This window comes from Phaeobacter gallaeciensis DSM 26640, from assembly GCF_000511385.1.
In the GTDB taxonomy this organism is placed as follows: Bacteria; Pseudomonadota; Alphaproteobacteria; order Rhodobacterales; family Rhodobacteraceae; genus Phaeobacter; species Phaeobacter gallaeciensis.
In genome coordinates this window covers 1090268-1102905 of the sequence record NC_023137.1, presented here as the reverse complement: position 1 = coordinate 1102905, position 12638 = coordinate 1090268, and the positions used below count along the sequence as shown (strand labels likewise).

The following is a 12638-nucleotide window of genomic DNA, read 5'->3' as shown; positions in this document are numbered from 1 at the left end:
GCCGGTTTATAGCGGTTGAAACTTGTAAGCCTTGTCAGTGCGAACAACCCGCCCCAGACCGGGTGCGGTCAGGTGGCTTCCTGCGATCACAAGTCCCTCGTCTGCGGCGCGGGACAAAATCGCGTGACGGGTGGCAATCGCCATGTCAGGAATGCCATCCAGCGCCCAGCCGACATCGGGATTGTTGAAATGGATGTGATCGGACACCACCAGATCGCCCATGATCAACAGTTTTTCACCCTCAAGATCAAGTTCGAAGCTGTTATGCCCCGGCGTGTGCCCATAGGTCTGAATGGCGCGCAACCCATTGCCAAAATCTTTGGTCCCGTCATGGGGTTGGACCTGATCCTTGACGATGTCTGCGATTTGCTGAACTTCGACAACCATGGGGCGCAGATCTTGTGGCATTTTGTCAGGCAGACCCGCATCTGTCCAAAAATCCCACTCCTTTTGGTCAATGTGAATCGTGGCATTTTCAAAGGCAGGAGTGCCCCCTGCGATCAATCCGCCAGAATGGTCAATGTGCATGTGGGTGATGACGATATCCGTGACATCTGTTGGCGCAATGCCAGCGTCCGCCAACGCAGTGGGCAAACGCCCGAGATCGCCAAACCGGCTGGACACAAAATCGCCGCCCCCTGCCCCTGCATCAATCAAAATGATGCGTTCATTTTGGCGTACCAAAAACACGTTGGCGCCGACTTTCACTTTGGTGCCAAGGGCGGCTTGCTCAGCTTCGCTGGCTCCCGGCCAGAACTGGCCTGGTACTGTGAAAGATCCATCTGACAAAGCCATCAAAGTGCCTTGGTCAAAATCAAGCGACCCTACGGCGAAACCCGGTGTTGCAAGTGCAGCGGCCAGGCCCGCAAGGCTTGTGCAGAGAAGTTTTCGTCGTGTGATGTGGCTCATGTTGCTTTCCTTTCAAATGTCGCGGCCCCGATTGTTCCCTTGATCAGCGCCAGGCCCACTTTTTGCGCTCCGTCTTTTGTGGGTTGCTGAACCCTGGCGAAGTGCGACCGTTAGAAGATGGATGATAGGTAGATGGAGTTGCGAAAGCAGGAAATCCGATGATATCAATGCAGACTATGGAAAAACCTGATTACCTTGGGATAGATGGCCGCCAGCTGCATCTGCTGCTGACAATCCAACAGGCCGGATCACTGTCTGGTGCAGCCAAGATGCTGGACATGAACCAATCTACTGTAAGCTATTGGTTGGATGTTTTGCGCAAACGCATTGGTGATCCACTTTTTGTTCGGCAAGGAAACGGCGTGGTCCCGACGGAACGGGCTCAACAGCTCTTCCCGGCAGCGCAAGCCGCTCTTGATCACTTGGAGACCATGTTTCAACCCCAACACTATGACCCCAAACAGGATTCTGGCGTGTTGCGGATTTCCACCACGGCGGTAGAAAGGACTTTGATTGTCAAACCTCTCATCAAACATGCCCAACGCTTGGCCCCCAACTTAAGGATTGAACTGCATTCAGCCGGATCGCCTCAGCAGATCACTGAACGGCTTATGACCGGTGCATTGGACGCCGCGATCATGCCACCCAACGCGGCGACATCCGAAGGATTGATGCAACGCAAGCTGTTCTCGACATCTGACCTTGTGTTCTTCGACCCCGATTTTCCGCTAAGGGCCGATGATTGGGATGCGTTTTGCGCCCGCCCACAGGTTCGGGTCGGATTTGGGCCTGATGCCGGATTTGAAATAGACAGGCGATTGGCAAAACTTGGTCGCAAGCGCCACGTTGCGGTGCAAGTCGCAGACTTCGATTCAGCCTTGGCCGCAGTTAGAGGAACCGCTTTGATCGCAACCCTACCAGCGCCAATCGCGCCCGATGACTTGGGGAACGTAGCCCCGCCTTGGCAGCAAGACGGGCTGGTGTTGGCTTTAATCTGGCATGTCAGAAACCAGACATCTGAAAGACACAGATTCTGGCGTGATTTCTTGGGCTCAAAGCCACAGGAATTTTGACGTAGAGTGCATTCAAGGTGCGACCCAGCGACAATTAGGTCTGCTTTCGCCAATCAAATTAGCGCCTCGTTTCTGCTTGGCCGTTGTATGTGCGAGTAGCCAGTCATTCGATAGATATACCATACAGAGCCTCTGCCGCAGTGGAATCCAAGAAATCTCGCGCCTGGGGAAATGCCTGGAATGTATCGGTATAACGAGTCGAGGCCTCATGTTGCGTATGAGGCCAGTCGCTGCCCCAAACAACACGATTGTCATCCAGTAGATCCAGCAGCGCCTTGGCATGCGGGGTGACAGAAAAATTGGTGCGGTAGTGAGCCGCGAATTTGAGATACAGGTTGCAGCGCGTGGGTAGGACTTTGACGGCATTAATGAACGGATCAGCGTCGGGTCTTGGGTCTGATGGCAATCCATAGTGATCAATCACCAGATTGATGCCTTGGTCGATCAGTGATGATAAATGCGGGGCAAGCCGTGGTCCTTCAAGATGCACCTCCAGATGCAGGCCCCGCGCCCGTAGCTTTTGAAAGAACGCTTGCACGACAGGCTGGGTGACATCCGGTACGGCTTTGCCCCGAACCAAGTTCCAGCGAATCCCCCTGATTCCCGCTGTCACCAACTGATCCAACTCTGCGTCATCTACATCGAGATCCACCACGCCGACGCCTGCAAATCGGGTTTTGTCCAGTTTGCTCAGAGCTGAGCAAAGCTCGGAGTTGTCCGTACCAAGGAAACTGACCTGCACGATCACGCCTCCGGTAAAGCCATGTTCAGAAAGGTTATTTTTCCATACTTCGAGCGGCGCCGGAGATTTGGGAACATAGCGTGCGCCCGGAGTTGCCGTGATTTTCTCGTACACATGCGCATGACAGTCGAAGTGAACCACGCGATGCCTCCCCAATTCATATATATGACCAGTTGACTGTATGATTTATCCCTGTTTACCCTAAGCGTGGGAGGAATGTTATGGCAACTGGTTTTATAGAAACGGATGATCGGCTACCGGCCTATGCACGGCTGCGGGATACGCTGGCCGGGCGTATCGCGAATGGTGACTGGACCTCAGATCAACCCATCCCCTCCGAAGCGAAACTGGCCAAAGAGTTCAGCGTTTCCGTAGGCACGGTGCGCAAGGGCGTGGACGGTCTCGTTCAAGAGGGTCTGTTGGAACGTCGGCAGGGCTCGGGCACTTTCGTGCGCGCGCCTTCCTTCGACGCGACCTTGTTTCGTTTTTTCCAACTACGTCAGCTAGACGGCTCGCGGCTCTCGATCCCGTCCAGTCGTCTGATCCTGCGAAGCCGGGGACAAGCCCCCGCGGAGGCCGCTTCGGCACTCGGGACCGATGATGTCATCAAGATCATCCGCCTGCGGAGCCTGTCAGACGAACCGGTGCTGTTCGAAGAGATCTATATTCCGGCGGCGATGTTTGCCGGTTTCGAAGACCTTGCGGAAACCGACTTCGGCCCACTCCTTTATCCGCTCTATTTCGAACGTTTTGGTGTGTTTGTGAAACGCGCCACAGATGAACTGGGGTTCGGGCGGGCAACGCCTGCCGTGGCAACCCAGTTGCGGTTGAACGAAGGCGACCCGCTGGCGGTCATCCGTCGCACGGCCTTCAACCTCGAAGGCCAACCTGTGGAATGGCGTATCGCCCATGGCGACGCTGAGCGTTTTCGATACCGCAGCGAAATCTCGTAAATCTTATCATTCTGGGAGGAAACCATGAATATCAAAGCAACCATGGCCGGTCTGGCCGCAGTCACCGCGCTGGCGACACCGACATTTGCCGAATATCCCGAACGCGCGCTGGAGCTGACCATTCCTGCCGGTGCTGGAGGAGGTACCGACACCAGCGCTCGTAAATTGGCGATACTGCTGGAAGAAGCCTTGGGCCAATCCATCGCCGTTCTGAACGTGTCCGGCAGCGGCGGTGCGGTTGGGGCGACACAGTTTATGCAAGCCAAGCCTGACGGATATGCCCTGTTTGCGACATGGAACAGCCCGCTGACCACCGTGCCGCAGGTGCAGAATGTGGCCTATTCGCTGGACAGCTTCACCCCCATCGCCTCAACCTCTGAAACAGCTTATACGCTCTGCGTCAGCCCCGATTTCCCTGGCACAACCGGCGCGGCGTTCCTGGAGGAATTGGCTGCAAACCCCGGCAAATACACCTATGCCAACGACGGTATCGGCGGGACCATGCAGCTTGCTGCGGAACGCATTTTCCAACCCAAGGGAATTGATGCAATCGCCATTCCCTTTGGTGGCGCGAAAGAGTCCATGCAAAACTTCCTGGGCGGACACGTCGACATCTATGGCGGTTCCATCTCCACCATCTTGCCCCATGTCGAAGCGGGCAAAGCCGTATGCCCGATCGTGACCTCGGCGGCTGACGTCGCGACCTTGCCCGGTGCCACGGGACTGGCGGCGCTGGGTCTGGCGGACAAGGAAACGCTCCTGTGGCGCGCTATCCTTGGACCAAAGGGAATGGATCCCGAGATCGTCGCTAAGCTGGCCGACATCATCGAAACCGCAGTCAATGATCCGGGCTACGTGGAATTTCTCGCGACCAAGGGTGAAATCCCGAATGTTGTGAAGGGCGAAGCCCTCGGAAAGCGACTGCAGGACGAATACGACGGCCTGGCCGAAGTCTCCAAAGCACTGGGGCTTTAAACCATGGAGCGTCAGCAGGATATCGTACTGGGAGCCATTTTCATGGCTCTCGGACTCGCCGCAGCCTGGGGGGCCACAGCCTATTCGGGCGCTAGTGGAAACTATCCGCTCGTCCTGGGGCTACTGCTGGCGCTAACCGGGGCGCTTGTGGCCTTCAAGGCCATCCGGTCTTCTTCCTCTGCCGAGCGCGTTCTGATACACGCGCCCGGCAAACTTTTCATCGCGATCGGTGTCGGTGTGATCTATGTGGCTCTTGTGGTGCCACTTGGTTTTTACACCTCGTCTTTGCTGCTGATGTTGGCGCTGCCCGTCGCCCTAGGCTTTTGCCGCCACGCCTATTCTTTGACAGTGGGCGCCATCTTTACGGCAATTGTTTACCTGGTCTTCTCGGTGTTCCTTGAACGCCCGCTTCCGCGTGAAGCGATCTTGACCCTGTTCGGTTCGGGAGGCTGACATGGACTTCTATATCAATGCACTTGCAGGCGTCCTGACCTTTGGGCCCATTGCAGCCATGGTTGGTGCAACCATTCTTGGCGTTTTCATCGGTGCTCTGCCAGGCCTCAACCCGGTGATGGCCATCGCGCTTTTGTTGCCGCTGACCTATTCTATGGATCCGCTCGTGGCGCTTGGCATGGTCGCGGGCATCTACAACGGCTCAATGTATGGCGGCGCTATACCGTCGATCCTGCTGCGCATTCCCGGCACACCGGCCTCGATTGCCACGACATTTGACGGCTTTCCCATGGCCGAAAAGGGTGAGGCGTCAAAAGCCTTGAAAGTTGCATGCTACTCGTCCGCGATTGGTGGCATCGCTTCGGCAATAGCGCTGATGACGGTGGGGCCACTGCTTGCCAAAGTCACATTGCTGTTTGGTCCGGCGGAGTATTTCTGGATCGCCGTTTTCGGCATGGCATCGGTCGGCGTCATGGTTGGCTCAGACCCGATGAAAGGGCTCATGGCGGCCTTGCTGGGGCTGTGGGTTGGCACCATCGGACTTGATAACCTGTCCGGTCAAGCACGCTACACCTTTGGCCAGACCTGGCTGTTGGGCGGCATGCCTCTGATCGTTGTCCTCGTCGGGCTTTATGCTTTGCCGCCCGTGCTGCAACTGGCCGAAAAATGCGATTTCAAGGGGCTGTCGGCGGCGGCGCCTAAACTACAGGCGGTGCCCTTCAAAAAGGGCGAATTGCGCGGCTTGATCCCGACATGGCTGCGCGCCTCGGGCATCGGTATTTCCGTTGGTATCCTTCCCGGAGCTGGCGGCAATATCGCCGCCTTCTTAAGCTACAACACTGCTAAGAACGCCGACAAAGACCCCGATAGTTTTGGCAAGGGCAACCCCAAAGGTGTTGCAGCAGCGGAATGCGGCAACAACGCCGACAATGCAGCCTCCATGATCCCCGCGCTTGCTCTTGGCATTCCCGGCAACGTGGTCGCAGCGTTAGTGCTCAGCGCCTTGGTAATCCACGGGCTACAGCCTGGACCGCAGCTGTTCCAGCAAAGCCCGGTTCTTGTGGGCGGTTTCATGATGGAAATGCTGCTGACCTCGGTGCTGATCCTGTGCCTTGGTGGCGCGCTCGCAACCCGTGTCTTCGCGCAGTTCCAGCGCTTGCCGGGTGTTTTGCTGGTGCCGTCTATCCTGATCCTGATGTGCGTCGGTGTTTATGTCATCAATGGTCGCCCTGTCGATCTGTGGATCATGCTGCTGGCCGGCATCGCCGGGTATTTTCTTGAAAAGGTCGATGTCTCGCTTGCTCCGATTATCCTTGGCATGATCCTTGGCCCTATGGCGGAACAAAGCGTCCGCCGCGCCCTGCTGATCGCCCGGGGCGATGCAACCGATCTGGTGACACGCCCGATTTCTGCTGTGCTGGCTATCGCAACTGCGCTTGTGATCCTGTGGCCGATAATAAAAATGCTTCGGACCAAAAACTCCTCAGTCGATAGCTCAAGGTAGGTACAGCGCCCAAACGGTACTCCGGTAGCGAAATGCAAAACAAAATTGATGCCTGTTGAAAGTCTTCTTTCTGATTTTCTTTCTATTCGTTTCGCAGTTGCAGCGAAAGTCGGCTTCCCGCTGATTCTGTGGAAAAACAACGTATTGCAGGCGCAGCAGGTGTGGTTCTGAACAGAGCGCGAGCGCCTTTTCTATAAGGCTTTGCACGTTTGCTGCGGTGCAGGAAGAATCTTGGCTAGTTTGCGGAGGTTTTGGGCAGTGGCGGCGAGCAGGAATTCGTCATTTGCGCCACATGGTCCTCGTAACCGCAGTCGTCCCAGCCCAAGAATGCGTTTGAGGTGAGCAAAGAGCATCTCAACTTTCTTTCGGAGCTTCATCGCGATCTGGTATTCTTCGGTTTTGGCTAAATCTCTGGCGACCTGCCGGGCATCTTCGTGCTCTTCACGAGTGATCTTGCGCGCATCAGCATTGGGGCAGCATTTTTGCTTGGACGGGCAGACCTGACAGACTTCTTTCAAGGCGCGATATCGCGCTGTGCCCTTGCCTGTCGGGCCACGGTTCGGATCGGAGTAATTCCGGCGGAACTGTTTGAGCGCGTGCCCCTCGGGGCAGATGTATTGATTATTCTCAGCATCCCATTCGAAGTCCGTGCGTGTCCAAGTTCCGTCGGGACGCCCGGACTTGTCGATGACCGGAATGTAAGGATCGATCTTGCGATCCACGAGCCAGCCAAGCATCGGGCCGGAGCCGTAGGCGGTATCGGCGATCATCCAGCCAGGGACTAGGTCGAATTTGTCTTTCACCCGTATGAGCATGGTCTGCGTCGATCCAACCTCCGCTTGCCGGATCGAACGGGTACCTTCGACGTCCAGAATAACACCATGATCAGTGTCGATCAGGTAATTGTCTGAATAGCTAAAGAAGGCAGGGCCTTTGCGGGCTGCAGTCCACTGACTAGCCGGATCGGAATGCGAGGTAAACTTGAGCTGAACCTCGCTCGCTGCGCCAAATGCGGCACAATCTAGCGTGTCGAGATACTCACGGACTGCGCGAGGCGCGTCGACAGGATCGACGCTCGTCGCATCCCATTTTTCCTTCGGTGTTGAGTTCTGCTTGTTGGCATCTGCTTCGATCAAGCTGGCGTCAACTGCCATGCGCTGCCCGCTGGCAAGACCTTCCTCAATACAGCGGGCGACGGTCATCTCAAACAAATGCCGCAGTAACTCACTCTCCCGGAAACGCCCGTGTCGGTTCTTGGAAAAGGTTGAGTGATCCGGGGTCCGGTCCGTCAGATCGAGGCGGCAAAACCAGCGATAGGCGAGGTTCAAATGCACCTCTTCGCAGAGCCGTCGCTCGGATCGGATGCCGAAGCAATAGCCTACCAGAAGCATGCGGATCAGAAGTTCCGGGTCAACCGACGGACGGCCTGTGTGGCTGTAGAAATCTGCAAGATGGGCGCGAACGCTTCTCAGATCGACAAAACGATCAATGGATCGCAACAGGTGATCTTGTGGGACATGATTATCAAGCGAAAACTTATAAAACAGTGCCGCCTGTGCTTCTTGTCTTGGTCCCAACATTGCGAAATCCCCCAATCAATAAGGGAATTGAATCAGCAGTTCAGGCTTCAATCAAGAAAGAGTTTTTCAACAAAATACGCCCTTCGTCCCCGAGCTGCCTCCTCCATAAATCTCTCCACCCGTTCAACTCCTGCTTGATACTCGCTCAAACTAGGCTTTTTGCCTGACGCCGGACCCCGCTCTTCATTGGCCAGAGCATCGATCTCTTCGCGCCGCGTCCCTCCGCTTTCGGACCCGTCACCTGAAACCGCTTTCGGCATCTCAAGCGCTCCAATCTTAGCCTCCAGCGCCTTGATCTGCCCTTGCAGCCCGCGCATTTGGTCCCCGGGTGAGGGGTATGGCAGATCGCCTGTCTGCTTGTCGAATATCTGCTTAAAGAACCGGTCGTCATAGTATTTGATCCGCTTGGCGCGCACGGGCATTTGCGCGTCGACCACCAGAACGATGTCATCAAGATCCATGCGCCGTGCCTCGTCCTCAGGTAACAACGCGGTTTCTTCGGTCCGTTCAGACATACTGCGCCCGGCGAAGGGGTTTCGGCCGACCGACCGTGAGCGGGTTACAACGCGCTTGGTGGTTTTGCCGACGGCTTTGCTAAGCTCTTCGATGGTCTTCTCATCTGAGGGCGTGAGATAGAGCTTGATGCCCGCGTTGCCCTGCAAGGCGCGGCGGGCGTTTTCACCGTAGATTTCATCGAGCGCCGGGATGGTCTGGGTGACGATCGCGAGATTGGCGCGGTAGGAGCGCAGAGTTTCGATGCTGTCCAGAACGATGGGCATTTTGCCGAGGCGGTTGAACTCATCGAGCATGATCATCACGGGCCAAGGCTCGTCCTTGCCTGGTTCATGGTCCTGCAGCGATGCCAGCAAGTCCGAGAAGAACAATCGGATCAGCGGCGCGAGGGGTTTCACCATAAGCGGTTCGACCACGAGATAGACCGAAAAGGGTGCCTTTCGGATGTCGCGAAAATCGAAGTCTGAGGTCGCGGTCGCCCGGTCTATGGCGGGGTTCGACCACTGCTTGAGGCCAGATGTCATCAAGAGCGACAGGTAGGAGGTCAGCGTGTCGTTGTTGGTCGAGGCCATGCGCATGAATATCAGCTTGGCAGCGGGGTAGACCACTTCGTCGGCGCGACGGCGATATTCCTTTTGCTTGTCCCCGCCAGATGCGGTGATGCGGTAGATCTCGCCCAGGGTCGGCCGCTTGCGCTCAAACGCCAAAAGCCCTGCCGCCACAAACAGGTCGATGCCGCCATCGAGAAGCCCTTGGACCCGGTCGCTATCAGCTTGCAAGAACAGCGATGCTAGAAGCTGCAGCTCCATCTGCTGGCGATCGACGTTGTCCAGCGCCGATATGCGCAACAAAGGATTGTACCGGTGCGAGCGGCCATCCTGCCAATCAGTGGGCGCAAACCGGAACACCTGGTCGCCCTGCGCTGCCCTGTGGCGCGCTGTTGCCTCGAAATTTTCGCCCTTAACGTCCAGCACCACGGCACTGCCTTGATAGGTCAAAAGGTTCGGGATGACGAACCCTGTGGTCTTACCGCGTCCGGTCGGGGCGACGATCAGGGCATGGGGGAATACCTTGGACATCACGAAGGGTTTGCGACTTTTGGGCTTGCCCATTTTGCCGAGGACAAAGCCGTGGCCAGGCTTGCCGAAGAAACCGTTCCGCTTCATCTCGGACATCTGCTGCCAGTGGGTTTCCCCAAATTTGGTCAGCGCATCGTTCATCAACACCGCACTGAGCAAAACACCGGCACCAGTGCTGATCCCCACGACCAAGTGAACAATCTGCATGTCGGCCTGATGCGTCGTTCGGAGAACCCCATAGCTGCGTGCCAGCATCAAGAAATCGATATCCGCCCCGACCCCGAACCAGTGGAACGTCAGAAAGGCCGACGCCAGAACATACCCCAGCACCGCGCCCAGAAGAGCAAAGCTCATGACGCCGAGTGCGATCCGCGCCTTACCCATGCGTCACGCCCTTTTCGCCATCGCTATCGACATGCCGCTCGCGTTGAACATCAATTTCTTCATTGGCGATTTCGTCGAGGACATGCTCCATCGTCACACTGTTCGCCATCTGCAGATAGGCCTTCGCCGCATAGAGCCGGTCCAGGCGGTCTTCGATATGCTCCTCTAGCCTGGTCTCATCGCCAATCGCCAAGTCCGGGGTGCCCTCTTCACCGACCAGTTCCTCCATCTCAGCACGAAAAGTCTCACGCTCCAGATCGCTGCGGAATGGATCTGCGGTTGGGTCGACCCTCATTCGGCTCAGGATATCAGCCGTGGTCGGCGGCAACCTGTCGACTATCGCTTCCTGCCGGTCGGCTTCCACCGCCCCACTGTCCTTTAGAACCTCAGCATCGGCCAAGGCACGGCCCAGATCACTGTGCACCTGGTCAAGGCGGTCGATCGCCTGCTCCAGCTGATCGGCGCGTGACAGGTCAAAGCCTTCCTTCTCGGCAATCGCCTTCAAATCCTGGCCAAGCCATTGCCTCTCCAGTGCGGCATTTCCCGCGCCTATTTCGACGCGACGCGTAACATCCTGCGCATCAATGCCGGTGCCTTTCAAAGCCTCTTGAAGGCGTTCGGCGAGCCCTGAATCCTGCAAGGCACCTTGGGCTTCGGCCTGGATGTTCGCAGCCGAATAAATCCCGCTTTTGGACGCGTCCTCGAGCAAGGTGTGGGACTGCGTTCCCATAGGGCTCAGATGTGACAAAGAACGATAGATATCGTTCAGCTCATGCTCGAGCGCCGCCCGCCGATCGACCGGAGCCTCAGCGACTATACGTTCAGCTTGGTTGATCTTGTCGTGAAAGGCATCCACGACCTCATCAAACGAATGCTGTTCTTCGGCCATACCATATACCTTCCCATCTGCTTCAATCGGTTTGCCCTGCGCCAAGAGCGTCGCGGCCTTGTCCATGGCTGCTGCAATGTCATGCTGGTTCTCGCGTGAGGCCTCGGCCGCAAGGCCGCGATAGAGCCGCGCGTTCTGCGCCACCTCGGCCAAGGCACGGTCAAGCTCCGGACCCACGCGCTCACGCTCAGTCAGCTTCTGCCCCGTGACTTCTGCACGACGTTGGTCCACGTCGCTTGACCTCTTCGTTGTGATCCCACGCTCGAGCTTTCGCGTCGCCTCAAGCCGCAACCCATAGCGGTCCGACACCTCAACCATCGCCTCGCGAAAACTGTCGTAGTTGAAGTGGTGCCCTTCCTTCAGAAAGAAAAATTCACCGTCCTTGCTGCGCCGATTCAGGACGATATGGGCATGCGGGTGGTCCCGGTCCTCATGTACGGCGGCGATATAGTCAAAATGGCTACCTTCGCCCTGAAAGAACCGCTCGCAGATCTCGCGCGTGATCTCGGCGACATCCTCTCCGCGTGAACCAATCGGGAAAGCCATCAAGAGATGCGAGGTATGCCCCAGCTTGGGATGAAACCCTTCATTCCATTGCGCTGCAAACCGGCGTGTGACCTGCTCGATCTCTTTCGCGGACAAGACGCTTTGGCCGTCATAGGTGCCACGGCTGTCGATGATGAAGCTCGACTTGGTGGTCAGGTATTCCAGCTGGTTGCGCAGCTGCATTTTGTTGTGCGTGCCGCCGTCGCGAATGGCTTTGAAGATCGCGGGGGAATGCCCCATGGCGGCGCGCGCCATTTGCTTGGCACGGGCGCGCGGGACGCTGCCGCGAATGCGGCTCCAGTCGCGATCGAAGAAGGCCTCCTGCGCGGCGGCGACGGCGCTATTCCGGGCCATCGGTAAAGCCTCCCAGAACGCGGGCAATCTCGCCAGACAGCGCGCTGCGGCGGCGCTGCGCCATGTCCTGAACTTGGTCGGCGATATCGAAGATCAGCCCGGCCAAGGCGCGCACTTGGGCATGGGCAGAATTGCCATAGGGCGGCGTCTTGCCCTGGCGCTTTGCCTCGTTCAGGCGCTGCGCAATTTGGTTGATGTTGTTGCCGGTGCGATTGAGCGAAGCCGATAACCCCTGCATCTGGTTCGCCAGTTCATCATCGGGAACAAACAGATCGTTCGACGCATAGATCAGCCGCCGCAGCCCCTCTGCCCGACTGTTGATATCATGCCGCGTCAGCACCGCATCGAAGCTCGCAAGCTCCTTCAGTGTGAGCCGGACATTCACCAGCTCGGAGCGCACGCGTGCATCCAACTTGCGGCTTTGATCGGCCTTCAACGTGTAGAAGATGCTGCGGGTCGTGACGCCGAATTCACGAGCCAGATCCTCGATCGGCACCCCCTCGGCACGCTTGCGCACGATGGCAAAACGCTGGTTTTGCGTTAGTCGCTTGTGGAGTGGTGCGCGCGGTCGGCCCATGTGAAGTAATCACCCCTATTTCTTGCCAGCATCATACAGGCAGCCCCGTTATTGCATTTCGCCATAATTGATTCAATATTATAATATTGAATCAACTGCCTGTATTC

12 protein-coding genes are annotated in these 12638 nt (G+C 57.0%); 6 read left to right on the top strand and 6 right to left on the bottom strand.

What is annotated here, in order from left to right:
- Positions 1–6: 6 nt before the first annotated feature.
- Positions 7–909, bottom strand: coding sequence for an MBL fold metallo-hydrolase (locus GAL_RS05290; RefSeq protein ID WP_024096552.1), 903 nt, complete (start codon positions 907–909; stop codon positions 7–9).
- A gap of 176 nt (positions 910–1085) precedes the next feature.
- Here GAL_RS05290 and GAL_RS05285 point away from each other — a divergent pair, with 176 nt between their 5' ends.
- A complete protein-coding gene (locus GAL_RS05285; RefSeq protein WP_158524442.1) occupies positions 1086–1982 on the top strand; it encodes a LysR family transcriptional regulator in 897 nt (298 codons plus the stop codon).
- 103 nt (positions 1983–2085) lie between these two features.
- Here GAL_RS05285 and GAL_RS05280 read toward each other — a convergent pair whose 3' ends face one another.
- Positions 2086–2865: an amidohydrolase family protein gene (locus GAL_RS05280; RefSeq protein WP_024096550.1), complete on the bottom strand. Its 780-nt coding sequence runs from the start codon at positions 2863–2865 to the stop codon at positions 2086–2088.
- Positions 2866–2945: 80 nt separating this feature from the next.
- Here GAL_RS05280 and GAL_RS05275 point away from each other — a divergent pair, with 80 nt between their 5' ends.
- The 5 genes from GAL_RS05275 to GAL_RS22880 are packed head-to-tail and all read left to right on the top strand — an operon-like array spanning position 2946 to position 6780.
- Positions 2946–3677: a GntR family transcriptional regulator gene (locus tag GAL_RS05275; protein ID WP_024096549.1), complete on the top strand. Its 732-nt coding sequence runs from the start codon at positions 2946–2948 to the stop codon at positions 3675–3677.
- A 24-nt stretch (positions 3678–3701) separates the two neighbouring features.
- Entirely contained in the window at positions 3702–4652 is a 951-nt protein-coding gene (locus GAL_RS05270; protein WP_024096548.1) for a tripartite tricarboxylate transporter substrate binding protein, read from the top strand.
- Positions 4653–4655: 3 nt separating this feature from the next.
- Positions 4656–5105, top strand: coding sequence for a tripartite tricarboxylate transporter TctB family protein (locus GAL_RS05265; protein WP_040103924.1), 450 nt, complete (start codon positions 4656–4658; stop codon positions 5103–5105).
- A 1-nt stretch (position 5106) separates the two neighbouring features.
- Positions 5107–6609, top strand: a complete 1503-nt coding sequence (locus GAL_RS05260) for a tripartite tricarboxylate transporter permease (protein ID WP_024096546.1) — start codon at positions 5107–5109, stop codon at positions 6607–6609.
- 48 nt (positions 6610–6657) lie between these two features.
- Entirely contained in the window at positions 6658–6780 is a 123-nt protein-coding gene (locus GAL_RS22880; protein WP_275541793.1) for a hypothetical protein, read from the top strand.
- Between the two features lie 20 nt (positions 6781–6800).
- Here the strand turns inward: GAL_RS22880 and GAL_RS05255 are convergent, their stop codons facing one another.
- From GAL_RS05255 to GAL_RS05240, 4 genes are read right to left on the bottom strand one after another with little or no spacing between them, the layout of a single operon-like run.
- On the bottom strand, positions 6801–8189 hold the full coding sequence (locus GAL_RS05255; RefSeq protein WP_024096545.1) for an IS1182 family transposase: 1389 nt from the start codon (positions 8187–8189) through the stop codon (positions 6801–6803).
- A 47-nt stretch (positions 8190–8236) separates the two neighbouring features.
- Positions 8237–10165: a type IV secretory system conjugative DNA transfer family protein gene (locus GAL_RS05250; RefSeq protein ID WP_024096544.1), complete on the bottom strand. Its 1929-nt coding sequence runs from the start codon at positions 10163–10165 to the stop codon at positions 8237–8239.
- The gene (locus tag GAL_RS05245; protein ID WP_024096543.1) at positions 10158–11954 is read right to left on the bottom strand and encodes a relaxase/mobilization nuclease domain-containing protein; all 1797 of its coding nucleotides are present in this window, start codon (positions 11952–11954) and stop codon (positions 10158–10160) included. The genes GAL_RS05250 and GAL_RS05245 overlap by 8 nt, the downstream gene beginning before the upstream one ends.
- Positions 11941–12531, bottom strand: a complete 591-nt coding sequence (locus GAL_RS05240; RefSeq protein ID WP_024096542.1) for a helix-turn-helix domain-containing protein — start codon at positions 12529–12531, stop codon at positions 11941–11943. The genes GAL_RS05245 and GAL_RS05240 overlap by 14 nt, the downstream gene beginning before the upstream one ends.
- Positions 12532–12638: the final 107 nt, after the last annotated feature.

Excerpts from the sequence above, each read along its gene's own strand:
- GAL_RS05250 (WP_024096544.1), bottom strand. The coding sequence starts at position 10,165 with ATGGGTAAGGCGCGGATCGCACTCGGCGTCATGAGCTTTGCTCTTCTG.
- GAL_RS05275 (WP_024096549.1), top strand. The coding sequence starts at position 2,946 with ATGGCAACTGGTTTTATAGAAACGGATGATCGGCTACCGGCCTATGCA.
- GAL_RS05270 (WP_024096548.1), top strand. The coding sequence starts at position 3,702 with ATGAATATCAAAGCAACCATGGCCGGTCTGGCCGCAGTCACCGCGCTG.
- GAL_RS05265 (WP_040103924.1), top strand. The coding sequence starts at position 4,656 with ATGGAGCGTCAGCAGGATATCGTACTGGGAGCCATTTTCATGGCTCTC.
- GAL_RS05290 (WP_024096552.1), bottom strand. The coding sequence starts at position 909 with ATGAGCCACATCACACGACGAAAACTTCTCTGCACAAGCCTTGCGGGC.
- GAL_RS05245 (WP_024096543.1), bottom strand. The coding sequence starts at position 11,954 with ATGGCCCGGAATAGCGCCGTCGCCGCCGCGCAGGAGGCCTTCTTCGAT.
- GAL_RS05260 (WP_024096546.1), top strand. The coding sequence starts at position 5,107 with ATGGACTTCTATATCAATGCACTTGCAGGCGTCCTGACCTTTGGGCCC.
- GAL_RS22880 (WP_275541793.1), top strand. The coding sequence starts at position 6,658 with ATGCCTGTTGAAAGTCTTCTTTCTGATTTTCTTTCTATTCGTTTCGCA.
- GAL_RS05255 (WP_024096545.1), bottom strand. The coding sequence starts at position 8,189 with ATGTTGGGACCAAGACAAGAAGCACAGGCGGCACTGTTTTATAAGTTT.
- GAL_RS05285 (WP_158524442.1), top strand. The coding sequence starts at position 1,086 with ATGGAAAAACCTGATTACCTTGGGATAGATGGCCGCCAGCTGCATCTG.
- GAL_RS05240 (WP_024096542.1), bottom strand. The coding sequence starts at position 12,531 with ATGGGCCGACCGCGCGCACCACTCCACAAGCGACTAACGCAAAACCAG.